Source organism: Mucilaginibacter sp. UYP27 (genome assembly GCF_040547175.1).
Classification (GTDB): Bacteria; Bacteroidota; Bacteroidia; order Sphingobacteriales; family Sphingobacteriaceae; genus Mucilaginibacter.
The window spans coordinates 57,693-77,419 of record NZ_JBEPPE010000010.1 but is presented as its reverse complement, the minus strand read 5'-3'; the positions used below and the strand labels follow the sequence as shown (position 1 = coordinate 77,419).

The 19,727-nt window shown below is 44.0% G+C and carries 9 protein-coding genes; all 9 read right to left on the bottom strand.

Annotated elements, in window-relative coordinates:
- Window positions 1-58: 58 nt before the first annotated feature.
- Window positions 59-2,482, bottom strand: coding sequence for an ABC transporter permease (locus ABIB39_RS20430; RefSeq protein WP_354432033.1), 2,424 nt, complete (start codon window positions 2,480-2,482; stop codon window positions 59-61).
- A 57-nt stretch (window positions 2,483-2,539) separates the two neighbouring features.
- Complete coding sequence (locus ABIB39_RS20425) at window positions 2,540-4,948, bottom strand: ABC transporter permease (protein WP_354432032.1); 2,409 nt, start codon at window positions 4,946-4,948, stop codon at window positions 2,540-2,542.
- A 206-nt stretch (window positions 4,949-5,154) separates the two neighbouring features.
- Window positions 5,155-6,180, bottom strand: coding sequence for a DUF4097 family beta strand repeat-containing protein (locus ABIB39_RS20420; protein WP_354432031.1), 1,026 nt, complete (start codon window positions 6,178-6,180; stop codon window positions 5,155-5,157).
- 184 nt (window positions 6,181-6,364) lie between these two features.
- A complete protein-coding gene (locus ABIB39_RS20415; RefSeq protein WP_354432030.1) occupies window positions 6,365-8,767 on the bottom strand; it encodes an ABC transporter permease in 2,403 nt (800 codons plus the stop codon).
- 214 nt (window positions 8,768-8,981) lie between these two features.
- Window positions 8,982-11,435 (bottom strand): ABC transporter permease, encoded by a 2,454-nt coding sequence (locus ABIB39_RS20410; RefSeq protein ID WP_354432029.1) that lies wholly within the window; start codon window positions 11,433-11,435, stop codon window positions 8,982-8,984.
- A gap of 58 nt (window positions 11,436-11,493) precedes the next feature.
- The gene (locus ABIB39_RS20405) at window positions 11,494-13,884 is read right to left on the bottom strand and encodes an ABC transporter permease (protein WP_354432028.1); all 2,391 of its coding nucleotides are present in this window, start codon (window positions 13,882-13,884) and stop codon (window positions 11,494-11,496) included.
- Between the two features lie 55 nt (window positions 13,885-13,939).
- Entirely contained in the window at window positions 13,940-16,297 is a 2,358-nt protein-coding gene (locus tag ABIB39_RS20400; protein WP_354432027.1) for an ABC transporter permease, read from the bottom strand.
- A gap of 56 nt (window positions 16,298-16,353) precedes the next feature.
- Complete coding sequence (locus tag ABIB39_RS20395; protein WP_354432026.1) at window positions 16,354-18,789, bottom strand: ABC transporter permease; 2,436 nt, start codon at window positions 18,787-18,789, stop codon at window positions 16,354-16,356.
- Window positions 18,790-18,973: 184 nt separating this feature from the next.
- Entirely contained in the window at window positions 18,974-19,651 is a 678-nt protein-coding gene (locus ABIB39_RS20390; RefSeq protein ID WP_354432025.1) for an ABC transporter ATP-binding protein, read from the bottom strand.
- Between the last annotated feature and the right edge of the window lie 76 nt (window positions 19,652-19,727).

The window sequence follows — 19,727 nt, the reverse complement described above, 5'->3', positions numbered from 1 at the left end:
ATAAATATGATTTAGCAGATTCTATTTCTTGATTCCAGACTCCTGATATCTTGTCTCCCTACTCGCTCTTCAAACTCTTTACCGGGTTAGCCAACGCGGCTTTTATAGATTGGAAGCTGATGGTAATAAACGCGATTACCATTGCTCCTGCCCCTGCAGATGCGATGATCCACCATTTGATGCCATCGCGGTAAGCAAAACCCGATAGCCAATGCTGCATGGCAAACCATGCCAGCGGCGATGCTATCAGGATAGATATTACCACAAGTTTTATAAAATCTTTAGAGAGCATACCTACTATGATAGATACGTTGGCGCCCAATACCTTACGGATGCCTATTTCTTTGGTACGCTGTTCGGCAGCGTAAGCGGCCAGGCCAAATAGGCCAAGGCAGGCTATCACTATTGCCATGGTAGTGAACGAAACGAAGATCTTCCCGATGCGCTGCTCCGTGCGGTAAGTGGCGTCAAATTCCTCGTCCATAAATGAATACTGGAACGGCATATTTGGCGACACAGACTGCCACTTGGTTTTTATTTGGGCGATAAGGCCTGTAACATCCGCGGTGTTTAACTGTACGGACAGTGCGTCTGTATTGGTTGTAAGCTCAAATACCAACGGGGTAACATTCTCGCGCAGCGAATTGAAATTAAAATCCTTAACCACGCCAACTATATGCACCTGTTTTAGTATTGATGCTTTTTGATCCATCGGCAGGTAAAGTTCTTTACCTATTGGGTTGGCAAAGCCAAGTTGCCGCGCGGCAGATTCATTGATCATTACAGAAGCCGAATCGGTAGACATTTCTTTAGAAAAGTTACGGCCGGCAGCAACTTTCATCCCCATAGTTGGGATATAATCGTTATCCACTCCCCAAAACTGGGTAGATAAAGCGGTTTTGGCATCGCGTGCCTGGCTGGTAAAAAAAGTGGTGCTGTTACGGTAATTAGCGGTTGGTATAAAACCGCTTAGCGTAGCATTTTTAACACCGGGCAAACGGTTTAATTCTTCCTTTAAAACTTTGGCTTGGTCATTTAAAGTACCTGTTCCTTTTATAATAAGCACGTGGTCGCGATTGTAGCCCAGGTCTTTATTCTGGATGTACTTAAGCTGATTGTAGATCACCATGGTACCGATGATCAAAAAGATAGAGATAGAGAACTGGAACACCACCAAAAAACTACGCAGAAAACCGCCTTTAAAGCCTGATGCCAGTTTTCCCTTTAACACATCAATAGGCTGGAATGCCGACAGGAAAAATGCCGGGTATGATCCTGCAAGGCCGCCTATAACCAACACACCACCCAGCAAAACGGGCACCAACCATATGAAAGTTTGTGCGGTAAAAGCTAATTCTTTACCCGATGTATCGTTAAAATAAGGCAGCAATGCCCACGCGGCAACAACGCCTATCACCGTGGCTATAAAGGTTACGATAACAGACTCTGACAAAAACTGCATGATGAGCATTTTTCGTGGCGAGCCAAGCACCTTGCGTACCCCAACTTCCTTAGCACGGTTTGATGAACGGGCGGTGCTCAGGTTCATGAAATTTACGCAGGCTATCAGCAATATAAATATCGCTACAGCCAAAAAGATATACACGTACTGAATGTTGCTATTATTGCCCAACTCGCCGATCCTGTTTGATTTGAGGTGGATATCATTTAATGGGGTAAGGTTCATTTTAAAATAACTGCCCGTTTTCAAAAACTGATCGTAACTCATGCGGATAGCAGGCTCTAACTGGGCGCCGACATACTTCCTCACCATATTTGGGAACTTCGCCTCTAAGGTATTAGCGTTTGCGCCCGGTCTTAGCAATACGTATGTATTGTAATTATTGCTTAACCAGTTATCTGTTTTACTATCTTCCAACGATATCATGGACAAGTAAATACCAAACCTGAAGTGCGATTGCGTTGGGATGTCTTTGATAACCCCTGTTACTTTAAAGTTCAGCGTATCGTTCATCACCAAGGTTTTGCCAACCGCGTTGGTGGTGTTAAAATATTTTTTGGCGATGGTCTGGTTAATTACCACGCTGTTTGGCGATTTTAAGGCAGTGTTGGGGTCGCCCTGGATCATAGGCAGGGTAAACACACTAAACAAGTCAGGGTCGGCATAAACAATGTTTTCTTCCTGTACGTTTTGGTCGCCTTTACGAATTTTGTAATCGCCATGAATCCGCAACCGCACGGTTTTTTCTACTTCCGGTAAATCGGCCAGAAAAGCAGCTGCCAATGGCGCAGGGCTTTGGGCGAACGAACGGTCGCTGCCACCAAATTTGATGTCGTTGTTTACGCGGTAAATTCGGTCTATTTTAGTGTTGAACTTATCGTACCCCAACTCATCTATCACGTAAAAAACAATAAGCATGCAAACGCATAAACCCATTGCAAGGCCCAAAACGTTGATAATGGTGAAGCCCTTGTTTTTTTTCAGGCTCCTGAAGGCCGTTTTTAAATAATTTCTAAACATGATATGGAAGGTATAAGGTAATCCCGATAGCTATCGGGACAATAAATCTCTAATTAATTACTCGCTGCGCAAACTTTTTACCGGGTTGGCCAATGCCGCCTTAACCGATTGAAAGCTTACCGTTATAAATGCTACCATTAGGGCAAGTGCGCCTGCCACTACAAACACCCACCAGTGGATCTCTACCCGGTAAGCAAATTCCTGTAGCCACTTATGCATGGCGTACCAGGTTATGGGTACCGCTATAATAATAGACAAGCTAACCAATTTTAAAAACTGTGCAGATAACATCCCGGTTATACTGCCTGATGATGCGCCCAGTACCTTACGGATGCCGATCTCTTTTACCCTTTGACGAATGCTGAATGCCGATAAGCCGAACAAGCCTAAACTTGCTATGACAACCGCAAGTATGGCAAACGAAGTAAATATTTTGCCTGTGCGTGCCTCGTTAACGTAAAGTTGCGCAAACTGGTCGTCCAAAAAGGTGTAGCTAAAGGGACTATCGGCATGGTAATCGGCCCATTGTTGTTTGATATCTGATAGTAAACCTGCTACATCGGCGGTTTTCACTTTTACCATTATAGTGCCGTTGCTGTGGCCGTAAAGCATCATTAAAGGCGCTATTTTTTCTTTGGCCGATGAGTAATGGAAATCTTTAACCACCCCCACTATTGTAAACTCATGCTGGCCCGACCTTACAATAGTTTTGCCTATCGGGTCGGCCTTTATGCCCAGTTCCTTAACGGTTGTTTCGTTCACAATTACGGCTGATGAATCTCCGGGGGATGCGGGCGAAAAATTACGACCCGCCGCCATTTTCATACCCATGGTTGGCAGATAGCTATCATCAATATGATATATTGCAGCGTGGATCTCGCTGTGTGCCGCATCGGCAGTGGTTGATTTTAGGTAGATCTGTGTGCCATCGCTTGTGCGTACCGGTACATCGCTGGAGATGGTGGCGTTAACTACCTGCTTATTTTGTAATAGCTGGTTCTTAAACGGCTCCAGGTTATTTTTTAAAGTGTAAGTATCGTTAATAACCAGGATCTGCTCTTTATCGTAACCCAGCTTTTGGTTTTGCATGTAGTGCAACTGCTGGTAAACGATGATGGTACCGATGATGAACATGGTTGATATGGCAAACTGGAAAACGATGAGCCCGCTGCGTAATACGCTTTTGCTGTTTTGCGAATTGGTGTTGCCCTTTAGCACACTCAATATCTTGAACGAAGAGATAAAGAATGCCGGGTAAATCCCCGCGGCTACACCAACGATTAAGGCAATAAGCAATTCGATAAGTAAAGCTTTATAATTTAAATAGAACTGAATGGTGGTGTTTTTACCCGCAACATCGTTAAAGTACGGCAGCAACAGGTAAACCATAACCAAAGCAAAAACCATTGCCATAAGGGTGAGCATGATCGACTCTGCTAAAAACTGGTTAACCAGGCTACTTTTCAACGAACCCAACACCTTACGGATGCCTACTTCTTTGGAGCGTTTTGCAGATGCCGCTGTAGAAAGGTTTGTAAAATTGATACAAGCCAGGACGAGGATAAAAAAGGCTAATACGCCAAATATGTAAATGTAGTTGATATCGCCGTTTGCTTCGCGCTCAAATTTAGTGTGCGAGTACAGATGGATATCGGTAACCGGCTGTAAATTGAAGAGGAATGTATTGACCGATTTCTGTGCTTCAGCAAGGCTTACACCCATATCGCGCTGAATTTCGGGAACCACATATTTGGCAACAAGTTGCGGGAATTGTGCTTCCAGCTTTTTAGGGTCGGCATTTTTGTTGAGCAACAGGTAGGTGTAGTACCCCAGGTTGCTCCAGGTTTGTTGCCTTCCGGCGGTATAAGTGATCATGCTGGTAAAACCGTCTGCATGGAAATGCGAATTATCCGGCACTTTATCAAGCACACCAGTAACTTTCATACTTTTATCGCCCACGGTCAGCATTTTGCCTAAAGCGGATGCGTCACCAAAATATTTCTTAGCCATCACTTTATTTAGTACAATAGCATTTGGTTCGGCAAGGCAGTTTTTTGCATCACCTTCTAACAAAGGGATAGAAAACACCTGCAAAAAGTTTGCATCTGCCATAGAAATATTGGTTTCTTTAAACTGCTGTGTGGCGGTTTTAACAAACAATGGGGGTAGGTTTGATAAACGTGTAAACGATGCAATTTCAGGATAAGCATTTTTCATGCCCTCGCCTACCGCAATATCTACTATCGGGTAACTATCGTTACCGGCATTGCCAATGGTAACCAGGTTTACCCGGTAAAGCTGCCTGGCATTTTTGGAATAAGTATCGTAAGTAAGCTCCTGGTACAGGTAGCCGGTAATAAGCATACAACAGGCAAGGCCAACAGCCAAACCAAACATATTTATGAACGAGAATACCTTGTTTTTAGTAAGGCTCCTCCATGCTATGAGTATATAATTCTTTATCATGATACCATGATATATCTAAAAGCAATACCAAATTCATAAATCATTAATAATCAATAATATAATATACGTACGAAACGCTTCGTGTGTTCGTTATCGTAACAACTATTGTTCGGTTATGATACAATTTATTTTCTGTAATAAATTAAAAAGCCCGGCCTCAAACTTTAAGTTTAAAGGCCGGGCTTTTTAATGACCATATCGGGTGTTTATTTTGATGATACATTAACGGTTCCATCACCACGTACTTCAACCAGTGCGCCGCCGCCATTAAGTTTGCCGTTAACACGTTCTTTCTCTTTGTTGCCTTCAAATTTGCCGTTCATGCTAAAGTTTACGTTGTTGCCGCGAAGGTCAACATCCACTCCCTGGCTTGCCGGTAGTTGCAAGTCTACATGGCCCGAGTTAGCATCAATTTTAACATACTTACCTACACGCAGCATTTGCACATGCATGCTGCCCGCACTTGTTGATGCATCTACGCTGCCGCTCATGCCCATCAGGTTTACACTACCGCCGCTTGTGCCGGTAATAATTTCGCCATCTATGTTACTGCCGCGTACGCTGCCGCCGCTGGTTTTAGCATCTATAATGCCTTTAAGGTCGGTTAGGTTTAACGAGCCGCCGCTGGTTTCTAAACGGATCTTGCCGCTGCAATCGCTTGCTGTAACGCTGCCCCCGCTTGTTTCCAGGTCGATATTAGGTTTACAACCCGCAACGTTAATGCTGCCGCCACTGGTTTCACCTTTGATAATACCGGTTAGGTCTGTTGCAGAGATACTGCCACCGCTGGTTTCAAAATTTTGATCGCCAATAAGGTTTTTCAAATGCAGGCTGCCACCGCTGGTGTTAAGGTTTGTAGTTGTGTTAGCATTCACATAAACTTTAAAGCCAATACTTAACGATTTGCGCCAGTTCATGTTATTCCTGCGGCTTTTTGCTGTGGCGTGCAGTTCGCCGCCATGGATATCGATATCAAGGATATAATCTTCTTCGAGGCGTTTTTTAATTTCTTCTTTGGTAAGCTGCTGGTTGTTATTACCAACTACATATACATCCACATGTGGCTGCTCGGTGCCGCCTGTTACAGATATACTGCCGCCACTGGTGTTTACAAATACTTGCTTAATGCCATCGTTAGCTAACGACCGGGTATAGTAAGGCGTTTTGCTATCCTGTGCCGATGCAATACAAAACGGCGCTGCCATGAGTACTAAAAGGAAATACTTTTTCATAATATGTTTGAGTTTATAATAAGACCGCTTTTTTATCGAATAGGTTGCATGGGGGGAGAAAAAGTTAATAGTTGATGGTTCATAGATCATAGACGAAGTAGTTTAATAGATGGTCTTTAACACTTTTTTTTGAAAGCCTTTTCCTACTATTAACCATGAACTATCAACCATGAACCATAAAAACCTACTCGCTTTTCAGGCTCTTTACCGGATTATTTAGTGCAGCTTTTGTGGCTTGTACGCTAACCGTTGCCAATGCTACAAGGGCAGCGCCGCCGCCGGCCAGCAGGAAAACCCACCAGTTGATGTTTATTTTGTAAGCAAAATCCTGCAGCCATTTATCCATGGCAAACCAGGCTACAGGGCAGGCAATCATTGTTGCGATGATCACCAGTTTCATCAGGTCGGTGCTTAGTAAGCTTACAATATTGGCAACGCTGGCGCCGAGTACCTTGCGGATGCCTATCTCTTTTACCCTTTGCTCGGCAGTAAACGTTACCAAACCGAATAACCCAAGGCAGGCAATGCTGATAGCCAGGATGGTAAATATCAACAGGATAGTACCCTGTTTTTTTTCAGTTTGATATTGGGCGGCAAAGTTTTGGTCGAGGAAATGGAACTCGGCCTTGTTCTCAATATCAAATGTGCTGTACACTTTAGAAATATAATTTAACGACGCCTGCACATTACCCCTGCCAATACGGATGTATAAATTGTCTTTATCCTTTGCTTCGGTAGGCAACTCCATGGTCATAGGTGCAATTTTGTGCTGTAACGAATAGGTGTTAAAATCTTTCACTACACCAACAATTGTTTGCTCTATCACTTTGCCCTGCTGGTTAACACCCGTACGTACGCGTTTGCCAACGGCATCTTTCCAGCCTAGTTCTTTTACTAAAGTTTCGTTCACCAAAATGGCATCGGTAACATCGCTGGTTATATTTTTAGAAAAATTTCGGCCGCCCGCCATCTTAATTTGCAGGGTGGGGATAAAATCCTCATCTATTTGCAGGTTTTGCACAATCTTAGATTCGGATGTGGGTTTACCATCCGGGCCAAGGTTAAAATCGCCGCCGCCTATATTATTGTTCCCTATCGGGTTACCGGCAACACCAACCGCTTCAATGGCCGGGTTTAGTAAAAGCTGTTGTTTAAGGGCATCTACCTTGCCGCGTACCTCGCGGTTGTTAACGTGGAAGGTTAATGTTTGTGCTTTGTTAAAACCCAGGTCGCGTTTTTGGAAATAATTTAGTTGCTGATAGATAACGCATGAGCCGGCTATCATCACTATGGTGATCACAAACTGGAACACCACTAACGATTTCCTGAACAGGATGGTTGAGAGCTGGTTGCCCAACTGCCCCTTCATAGCCGAGATAGTTTTAAATCCCGACAGGAACAAAGCCGGATAAATACCGCTCAATACACCTGCTATCAAACTAAAGCCAGCAAATGCCGTGATAGTTTTCACCGCGCCAAACTGAAGCAGGGTAAGTGTTTTGCCCGATAGCTGGTTAAAATAAGGTAACGCGAACTGGATGATTGCTGCCGCTATCAATGTAGCGATAAAGGTAAGCAGGATACATTCGGCAAAAAACATCACCATCAGTTGCTTCCTGTCAGATCCGATCACTTTGCGCACCCCAATTTCCTTTACACGGATGGACGACCTTGCGGTAGTAAGGTTTACGTAGTTGATGATTGCGATGATCAGTATCAGCAATGCGGTTATGCTGAACACGTATACATACGTGATATTGCCGTTAGATCCCAATTCGTAGCTAAGGTTAGACCGCAGGTGGATATCTGTCAATGGTTGCAACTGCATGGTAAACTTCATTGGGCCAAGATCATTTTTGATGTGTTTGTTGAAAAAAGCACCTCCTGCAGCTTCAATTGCTTTATAATCGTCGTGATTTTTTAGCAGCACATAAGTGTATAGGTTCGAGTTACCCCAGTTGCCCCCGTAACCGTTCATGTGGTCGGCGGGGAATGCACGCAAAGCTTTAAAGGTGAAATGCGAGTTTACCGGCACATCGGCAATAACGCCCGTTACGGTTGTAGGCTGCCCATCTACCTGGATGGTTTTATTGAGCGCTGTCGATGCATCGCCAAAAAGGTTCTCGGCCAGGGTTTTGGTTAATACGATGGTTTGCGATTTTGCCAGTGCGTTTTTTTCATCGCCATATAAAAATGGGTAACTAAATATATTAAAGATGCTATTGTCGGTAAGCAACATGCTGCCTTCAGTAATTGTTTTATCGCCATAAGTGATTTTGCCACCACCTTCAGCATCGATCCGCACGGCATCAACCACCTGCGGGAATTCCGATTTTAGCGTAGGCGCGTAGGGAGCCGAGGTTATTGCCAGGTCAAACTTACCACCGTTCCATTGCCCGTGCTGTGCTACGCGAAAAACCCGTTCGGCTTTGGTATTGTAGCGATCATAGCTCCACTCATCAGTAACATATAGGGTAATTAACCAAAAGGCGGCAATGCCCATGGCAAGGCCAAATATGTTTATGAAGGAAAATGCTTTGTGTTTTTGCAAGTTCCTCCATGCTATTTTAAAGTAGTTTCTGATCATGGCAATGCTGTTTGACCGATATAAACTTAAATAAAATGCCACATATATAATAATCTAATTATCAATTAATTAGCATAATTAAATATGTGGCAATACGTACGCATCTGTAACAGTACGTGTTCGGTTACGATACAGTTGGACGAATAGAATCAAGAGCCAAGATACAAGAGTCAAGACTAAACGGTATATCTTGACCCTTGATTCTATCATACTCCTATTCGCTTCTTAAACTTTTCACCGGGTTGGCCATGGCGGCCTTTACCGATTGAAAACTGATGGTAACTAATGCTATGGTTACAGCAGACAGCCCCGATAAAAGGAATATCCACCAACTGATATCAACACGATAGGCAAAGCCCTGTAACCAATTGTAAATGGCATACCAGGCAATGGGCGAGGCAATAACAATGGCTATGACAACCAGGCTTATAAAATCCTTGCTCATCATTGCTACAATGTTGGCTGCGCTTGCCCCTAAAACTTTGCGTACACCAATTTCTTTAACCCGCTGCTGCGCGGTAAAAGTGGCCAGGCCAAATAAGCCCATGCACGATATAAATATGGCAATGCCCATTGCAATGCTCATTAGTTGGGAAGTTTTTTGTTCCTTGTCGTAAAACCCGGCTATTTGTTCATCAAAAAACTTGTACTCAAATTTTTCATTAGGATATATCTCTTTTGATGCTTTTTCAATTTGGGCAATAGCCTTTTTCAGGTCATCGGCATTTTTACCTTTTGTTGCCAGCTTTATGCTGATGGTTTTTTCAGTATCCTTAACCGAGCCCATAAAAAACGGTTCGATGGCTTCATGTAATGATACGGAGTGGAAATCTTTTATCACACCTACTATAGGCCTTTCCGAATCCTTTACATCTACACCTGTCAGGATGGTTTTCCCTATCGCATCTGCAGGGTGTCTAAAACCTAAAGCCTTGGCAAAAGATTCGGTTATTAAAAATTCCTGCAGGGTATCAGTGCGCATTAAATTGCGCCCGGCTATAATTTTCAAGCCAAATAGGGGCACATAATTTTCGTCGCAGGTTTCAAATGATGTGCGGTCTAATTTAACCACGCCATTTGCACCATTATATTTAACATAGGTGCCGGGGTGCCCGTATGCTGCCGGTGTTACACGATGCTGGCTAACCAATAACACGCCCGATAGCTGTTTAATCCTATCGGCAAAAACATTAAGCTCATCGTTGCCGCCGCTCCAGCCAACATGTGTGGTAATGATGGCATCTTTATTAAACCCAAGGTCCTTATTTAAAATAAAATGGATCTGGCGGCCAATGGCAACCGTGCCAATAATAAACACCAACGACACCGTAAACTGAAACACAATAAGGGTTTTGCGCAGGTATTTTTTGCCGTTCGGCATTTGCGCACCCTGCCCCTTTAAGCTTATTGCCGGTAAATAGGCCGATAATACCCTTGCCGGGTAAATACCTGCCAGCAAGGCGGTAAATATGGTTACCGCAATTAAAAAGACAAGCACCGATGGTTCGAACAAATTTAATGCAACACCCTGTGGTATCAGGTTCTGCATAGCGGCAATTACCGGGTTGGCTATTATTACCGAAACCAATATCGCGGCTATGGTAACCAAAAAGGTTTCTGTTAAAAATTGAATGGTGAGGCTTAATTTACTACTGCCCAATACCTTGCGCACTCCCACCTCTTTCGCCCTGCGCAGCGATTGCGCGGTAGAAAGGTTTACAAAATTGATAACCGCGATTATTAAAATAAATGCGGCAATCCCCATTAAACCATATAGTGTTGGTAAATGCGCTTTGCGTGTATAAGTATCCTGGTATGCGCTATTAAAGTGGACATCGGCTAGCGGCTGGAGCAATAGTTCGGTTTTAAAGCCCGGCGGTATTTTAACATGGGCTTTTACAAAAGCCGGGAACTTTTTTACCATCTGCGCAGGCGTTACGCCTTTTGCCAGCTTTACATAACCCTGCGAGTTTGAATCCCAGAAGGTCCAGCGCTGCAGGTCGAGATGGTTTTTTAAGAAGCTTTGCTGAATGGTGGCAAATGAAATAAAATCCTTAAAAATGAAATCGGAGTTCTTGCCCAGATCCTTTACAATACCCGATACAGTGAGGTGCAGCGAATCTTGGTAGATAACCTCCTTACCTATAATACTTTGCGGGTCAATATCGCCAAAGTATATTTTCGCTTTTTTTTCAGACAGTACAACCTTAAAGGGTTCTTTTAAAGCCGTCGCCGCATTGCCTGCAAGCCATTTATATTTAAAAATATCAAAGTATTGTGGATCCGTAATTACTATATCAGAGATCTCCCGGGAAGCCTCAAATTTTTTTGGGGATTTGCCGTATGGTATAGTAACTTTAAATGCATAGTTGTAAAAGGCGGTTACGCTTTCAAACCCAGCTAATTCATTTCGCATGGTTATTGGCAAAGCGGGAATAGTGCCCGCCTCGCTATCCTCTACCCCACTGGCATTGCGTAGTGAAGCTACAACCCTGTAGATACGCTCCTTATCCGGATGAAAGGTATCGTAACTTAATTCGAAGCTGGTAATCAGATAAATAATTAAACAAGCACAGATGCCGAGCGAAAGACCGAGTACATTTATACCCGTGTACACTTTGTTCCGGCTAATGCTTCGCCAGGCAATTTTGAAGTGGGTTTTCAACATAATATTTTAAATTTTACAAGCTAAAAGGAAATTTTTATTCTTCCAATCACTGATTAATTTACTCACTCCTCAAGCTCTTAACCGGGTTGGCCAGCGCGGCCTTAACCGATTGTATGCTGATAGTTGCCAGCGCTATGAGCGATGCCCCGCCGCCGGCAAAAAGGAACACCAGCCAGCCGATGTTAATTTTGTAGGCAAAATCCTGCAGCCAGGTATTCATGGCAAACCAGGCTATCGGCATGGCTATCACAATGGCGATGATGATAAGTACCATAAACTCCGTTGCCAGCAGGCTGATGATCTTGGCAACGCTTGCACCAAGTACCTTGCGGATGCCTATCTCCCTTGTTTTTACCTGTGCCGAGTAAGTTGCCAGGCCGAACAAGCCCAGGCACGATATCACAATGGCGATGGTTGCGAACAGATTAAATAACGAGCCTTGCTTTTGCTCCATGGTGTACATTTTACTGTAGGTTTCATCCAAAAAAGCGTAATTGAAAGGTACCTCGTTATTGTATTGCTTCCACGACGCAAGTGCCGCGGCTATGGCTTTTTGCGCGTCGCGGCCGGTAGTTTTTACATACACCTTCCAGCAATAGTTGGGCTGATATTGGAATACCGCAGGCTCTATCTTTTTATGAATGGTGTTAAAATGGAAATCTTTCACCACCCCTATGATACTGCCGTTACGCGCCTGTACGCGCAGGCGTTTACCTATAGGGTTGGTAAGCCCCATTTCTTTAACAGCGGTTTCATTTACAATAAAGTGTGCAGAATCTGCAACCGAACCTGTGAAATTATTGCCTGATACCAGCTTCATTTTAAAGAACGGGATAAGATCTTTATCGGCAAAAACCTGGTTGAACCACATATTTGAGTTTGCCGGCTTGCCATCCCAGTCGTTGTCGCCGGTAGCACTGCCATCGGTAATAATATCACGCCCGGCACGGGTCACAGAAATTACCGCTGGGTTTTTAAGCAACTCGGTTTTTACGACATCAAAGTTCTTTTGCATATCGTTACGCATGCTGAACGAGAACACATTTTCTTTATCATACCCCAAGTTTTTGTTGCGGATAAACCTTAACTGGTTGCCTATTACCAAGGTGCCGATAATAAGAATAATGGATGCAGAGAACTGCAACACTACCAGGATCCTGCGGAACGCTACATTACCGATACTTACCGAGATCTTTCCCTTCAACGCTTTCAATGGTTCGAAAGAAGAAAGCAGCAATGCCGGGTAGATACTTGACGCGGCAAGTGTACCTACCAAGGTTAAGATGATACAAAGCCAGATGTTGTAATTTGACAGATCTAAGGCTATCTGTTTGCCCGAGAACTGGTTAAATTGCGGTAATAATACGACCATCAGTACAAAAGCAAAAACGGAGGCTATTACGAACAGCAAGGCGGTCTCTACCATAAACTGCATAAATAGCTGGAACTTACCCGCCCCTATTATCTTACGCATGCTCACTTCTTTGGCACGCAGCATAGAACGCGCAGTAGAAAGGTTTACATAATTGATACAAGCAATGATCAATATCATTAATGCTACTATAGCGAATGTACTCACGGTAGACATGCCGCCATCCGTACCATCAGCTTTGTACAAGTGCATTTTTAACAACGGCTGGGTTAGGTATGGTACGGGGGCATCAACCGGGTTTTGGCGCTCATGAATAGCCTGGAGCTTTTTCTCTAAAGCTACAGTGTTTACATTATCGTTTTTCAGCAAAAGGTAAGTTTCGAACGCAAACTGGCTCCAGTCTGCATCCATAGATGATACAATAGTTTTGTTATCGTAGCTCTTTTTGTTTTTCACATAAGCCAGGTCGTTAAACCTTGATATGGGCATTAAAACATGGTATTGAAAACTTGAAGTTGCAGGATAATCGGCAATTACACCGGTTACCTTATTCTGCTCGTCCTGGCCTGTTAGTACTACCTTGCCAATCGGGTCTTCATTATCGAAATATTTTTTGGCGGTACTTTCGGTGATCACTATCGAGCTGTTATCAGGGAACGGATTGCGCTTGTCGCCTTTTATCAGGTTAAAATCAAATACGGTAAAGTACGATGGATCGGTATAAGCGAAGTTGGTTTCATAAAAAACTTTGTCTTTGTATTTAAACGGGGCATCGCCCAGCGGCATAATGCGCACAGCATCCTTCACCTCAGGGATCTCGCTTTTTGCAAATGTAGCAACCGGAGCAATGATGTGGCTAAAGATCTGCTTGCTGATACCTGTACCACCCACAATACCCACTTTAAAGATATTTTTAGCTTTGGAGTTGTTTTTATCAAAGCTCAATTCATCCTGCACCCAAAGCAACATAAACAGGCCCACAACAAGGCCCACCGTTAAACCCGCTACATTTATAGTAGCGTAAAACTTGTTTTGAGTGATGTTGCGCCAGGCGGTTTTTATATAGTTTCTTATCATGATATATCTTTATTGAAAATTCTAAACTTTAAATTTTAAAGACCGTTCCTTATCGCTACTCACTTCTTAAACTCTTCACCGGGTTGGTAAGGGCGGCCTTTACCGCCTGGAAACTAACCGTTATGACAGATATAAGCGTAGTTACAAACGCTGCTGAAGCGAACACCCAAACGCTGATCTCTACGCGGTACGAGTAACCTTGCAGCCACATATGCATCAGGTACCAGGCTGTTGGAGTTGCGAACAGGAACGAGATACCAACCAGTGTTAAAAAATCTTTCGACAGCATGGTGGTAACGCCCATTACGGAAGCACCCAACACCTTGCGCACGCCAATTTCTTTGATGCGGTTTTGGGCCATATAGGTGGCCAGGCCAAACAAGCCAAGGCACGATATAAATATGGTAAGGCCTGCAAACAGGGTTGCCAGTGTGCCTATGCGTTGTTCGTCGGCGAATTTTTTGCTGTATTCATCATCAACAAAGTGGTAATCGAACGGGTATTCGGAATTGTATTTTTTGAAAACGCCTTCGGCCAGTTTAAGGTTTTCGGCGGTGGTATGCTGCGGGTTAAGTTTGTAATGGATGACCTGAAACCAAGATTTAGGCCCCTGGATCACCATTGGCCTAACCGGCTCGTACGGCGATTGCAGGATAAAATCTTTGATCACTCCAACTACTTTAAGTTTGGTTTCGCTGTTTTTTACGATTTGCCCTATCGGGTCTTTAAAGCCCATGGTTTTTACCGCGGCCTCGTTCAACAATACTGCCGTTGAATCTGACGGGTAAGTTTTTATATCGATATCACGGCCTGCCACAATTTTAAGGTTCATGGTTTTGGTAAAATCGGCATCAACGTTAAACATGTTGAAGTCGAGCTTCGCCCCTTCCTGCTTACCTTCCCAAGAGTAATCCCAGGTATCGCTCCAGCCCTCCGTCATAGGCGCGCTGGTTTTAGTGACTGCAGTGGCAGCCCCGCTTGTTACCAGTTCGTTACGGATAAGCGCGTAGTTTTTACTAACCGTGCCCGACATAAAGGTGTACACCAGGTTATCTTTTTTATAACCTGTATCACGGTTTTGGGCGTAATCTAACTGTTGCTTTACTATAATGGTGGAGATGATAAGTACGATAGCGAACCAAAATTGCGTCACCACCAAAACCTTACGTGGAGAGAATACAGCCTTGGCAGCTTTAAAAGTCCCTTTTAATACTTTTACCGGCGCGAACGACGACAGGTACAATGCAGGGTAACTACCGGACACTATCCCCGTAAATAGGATAAATGAGAATACAAGAAGCCAGAATACCGGGCTTGCAAACGGGATAAATAATTGCTTTTCGGTAAGGAGGTTGAAAGACGGCAGGGAAACCTCGAGTATCACCAATGCAACTGCGCCGGATATAAGGGAGATCATGATAGATTCGCCCAGAAACTGTGCGATAAGACTTGCCTTTGACGCGCCCACAACCTTACGGATGCCCACCTCTTTAGCGCGTTTTTCGCTTCGGGCGGTGCTCAGATTCATGAAGTTGATACAGGCTATCAGCAATATTAAACCCGCAATAATGCTAAACAACCTAATAATGGTTATACGGCCGCCAACAATCTTTCCATTCTCGAATTTCGAATACAGCCGCCATTTGGTTATTGGGTGCATAAACACATCGATATCCTTAATTTCTGAATGGGTGCGGGTGATGTTTTTAACCTGATTATCCGCGTAAGCTTCGGTAACACCCGGCTTTAACATTACATAAGTTTGTACCGAATTATTGCCCCAGTTCTTGTCCTCGTGGCCGTTTATTTTTTCCCAATAGGTCCATGGCATCAGGTACTCAAAATCAAAACGGGTGTTGTTTGGCAGGTCTTTCATCACACCGGTCACAGTGAAATAATCTACGCTATCTATCTTAATGGTTTTACCCATGGCATCGGCATCACCAAATAACTTCTTTGAGGCTTTCTCTGTAATGACAATATTTTTCATGCTGTTAAGGGCACTTTTGCTATTGCCTTTAACCAGCGGGAAGCTGAACATAGTAAGAAAATCGGGGTCGACGTGGAAGCCTTGCAGCGTTAAACGTTTATCGCCGATTGAGAATAAATAATTAGCCCGGTCGGTGCGCGATGCCTGCTCTACCTGCGGATAATCCTGCTTAAGGGCCTTCATCATTGGCTTTGGCGTAGTACCCCAGCAAATCATTTTTCCATCAAAAAACGACTTGTTGTACATTTGAAACAAGCGATCTTTACCGGTGTGGAACTGATCGTAACTCACTTCGTTTTGCACCCAAAACAATATCAGCGCCGCGCTTGCCATACCAACCGCCAGGCCGGCAATATTTATCCCGGTAAACGTTTTGTTTTTTAACAGGTTACGCCAGGTAACTTTTAAATAATTCTTAAACATGCGTTACAATTTATATGGTCTTGATTCTTGACTCTTATTTCTTGGTTCTCAAAAAACTATTCATTCTTCAAACTATTAACCGGGTTTGCCAGCGCGGCCTTAACCGATTGAAAGCTGATAGTTACAAATGCGATGACCAGCGCTCCCAAACCTGCCGCGGCAATTACCCACCAATGGATAGTTACGCGGTAGGCAAAATCCTGTAGCCACTTGTTCATCACAAACCACGCAAACGGCGACGCGGTTACAATGGCAATGCACACCAGCTTTATAAAATCTTTTGATAACATGGCTACTATAATGCTTACATCGGCGCCTAATACTTTGCGGATGCCTATTTCTTTGGTGCGTTGCTCGGCAGCATAGGCCGCCAGGCCAAACAAACCAAGGCAGGCAATAATGATAGCCAGTGATGTGAATATGGCGAAGATCTGCCCGATGCGTTGTTCTGAGCGGTACGACGCTTCAAAGTCCTGATCCATAAAAGAGTAATCGATCTGCACACCCGGTGATAGGCTGTTCCATTTTTCTTTTACCTGTGCCATTAGGCCGGTAATGTTTGATGTGCTTACGCGGATGGCCAATGCGCCGGGGTTTTCGCCGTAGGTAAGTACAATCGGTTCAATTTTTTCGCGGAGCGAGTTAAAATGAAAATCTTTTACAACGCCCACAATGTGGCATTCCTTTACATTTGGTGTACTGCCTTTACGGTCGCCACCTAATGATTGGTAAACGGTTTTATTGATCGGGTCGGCAAAGCCCAGGAACTTCGCGGCAGCTTCGTTGATGATAACGGCAGATGAATCTGTCTGCATGGCTTTTGAGAAGTTACGCCCCTTTGCCATTTTCATATCCATGGTTGGGATATAATCGGCATCAACCTGCCAGCTTTGCGGGAACAGAGATTTCTTTTGGTCGTAAGTAGCATCTTTGAAATAAATACGGGTATTGCGCCAGCCGTTGGTAGGCAAAAAGCCAGTCATGGTGGTTTCTTTTACGCCCGGTAGTTCGGCAAGGCCTTGTTTAAATACGCCCGCCTGCTGGTTAAGCTCACCCAGGTTTTTCACCACAAGCACCTGGTTCCGGTTATAACCCAGGTTTTTGGTTTGAATAAAGTTTAATTGATTGTAAATAACCAATGTACCGATGATCAACAGTATCGACACAAAAAATTGGAATACCACCAAAAAGCTGCGTAAACCACCACCTTTAAAACCTGCGGATAGCTTGCCCTTCAATACATCTATAGGTTGAAACGCTGATAGAAAGAATGCCGGGTACGAGCCCGCTAACGAACCAATAACCAACACAATAGCCAGTAGAGATGGCACTAACCACCTAAGTGAATCAACCGTAAGGACGATCTCTTTACCGGATAACCGGTTGAAGGAGGGCAATAATATGGCTGCCGCTACAATTGCGATAACAGTAGCTACAAATGTGATAAGAATAGACTCGGCGAGGAACTGGAAAATAAGGTGCTTGCGCGATGAACCCATCACCTTGCGCACCCCTACCTCTTTAGCACGATTTGATGAACGGGCGGTGCTTAGGTTCATGAAGTTTACACAGGCTATCAGCAATATAAATATGGCGATGGCCGAAAAGATATAAACGTATTGCATGGTGCTGTTAGGCCCGAGTTCGCCGCTCAGGTTCGAGTTTAGGTGAATATCTGTCAACGCAGTCAAATTCATTCTGAAATGGCTGCCGCCCTTTTCAAACTGGGCAACGCTCATCCCCAGTTCAGATTGCATTTGCGCGCCGCTAAACTTTTGCAAAAACGCGGGGAAACTGGCGGCCAGCTTCGTGTAGTCTTTAGCGTCTTTTAACAATACATAAGTATTATAATCACTCCTTAGCCATTCGTTAGAGCGGCTGTCCGGGAAGGATTCCAGCGATACAAAAAAGTCGAAATTAAAGTGCGATTGTTTGGGCAGGTCTTTAATAACACCGGTTATTTTAAAGTTTTGTTTGTCGTTAAATACAATGGTCTTACCAACCGCATTTACAGTGTTGAAATATTTTTTAGCGGTACTTTCGGTAAGCACAACGGTATTAGGATCGGCCAATGCGTTTTTAGGATCGCCATCTATCATGGGTAGGGTAAACACATTGAAAATGTTGGCATCTACAAAACCTACCTTGTTTTCTACAATATTGATATTGCCTTTTTTAACGTGGGTTGTGCCGGCAGCTTTTATCCGCGTGGCATCTTCCACGTAAGGATATTCGGCCTTTAAGGTTTTAGCTAAGGGCGGCATGGCAACGGCGTATTGCACATTGTTTTCGCCAAGCTTAAGATCTTCGTTTACGCGAAAAATGCGGCTGGCCTTGGTGTTATAACGGTCATAGCTAAGCTCATCAACAACATAAAATACAATAAGCAGGCAGGTAGCCAAGCCTAAGGCAAGCCCCAATATATTAATAGTTGTAAAGCCTTTATTTTTATAAAGGCTACGGTAGGCGGTTTTTATGTAGTTTTTAAACATGATAGGTAGTGTTAAACACTGAAGTAATTTATTACCACTCGCACCGGAAGTTTTGGGTTAACTTTTACCGCTCGATAAGGCAATTATTGGGCAATTCTCAAGCAAACCCCTCCGCGTTTCGGGCGCGGAGAGGTAAGGCAGGAGGCACACTTAACTATATTAATTAAACTAAAAATAGGGCGTATTATACCATGATGTTTTCCATCACAGTCTGTCCATCCAACAGGCGGATGATACGGTGGCTGTAACGGGCATCATGCTCGGAGTGGGTAACCATTATAATGGTAGTACCTTGTTCGTTCAGGTCGGTTAGCAGTTCCATCACATCGTTACCGTTACTGCTATCCAGGTTACCTGTAGGCTCATCCGCAAGGATCAATTTTGGTTTGTTTACAACCGCACGGGCAATAGCCACACGCTGCTGCTGTCCACCCGATAACTGCTGCGGATAGTGGTTACGGCGGTGCATGATCTGCATTTTATCTAACACTTCTTCTACCCTTTTAACGCGCTCTGCAGTTGGTACGCCGGTATAGATCAAAGGCAATTCAACGTTTTCAAATACAGTAAGTTCATCGATAAGGTTAAAGCTCTGGAAAACGAAACCAATGTTGTGCTTGCGCAGGTCGGCACGTTTACGCTCATTAAAATGCGCAACTTCAATGTCGTTGAAAACATAGCTGCCTTCATCCGGGTCATCAAGCATACCCAAAATGTTTAGCAAGGTTGATTTACCGCAACCAGACGGGCCCATAATGGCCACAAACTCGCCGGTATCAACATGCATCGACAGCTTGTTAAGTGCAATGGTTTCTACCTCTTCGGTACGGTAAAACTTTTCAAGATTTTTAATTTTAATCATTTGGCCTCCCCAGCAGCTGGCTTTCGCCCGGCTGCCTTTTTGTTTAATTGTGATTTATGTTTTAATTAAGTTTATC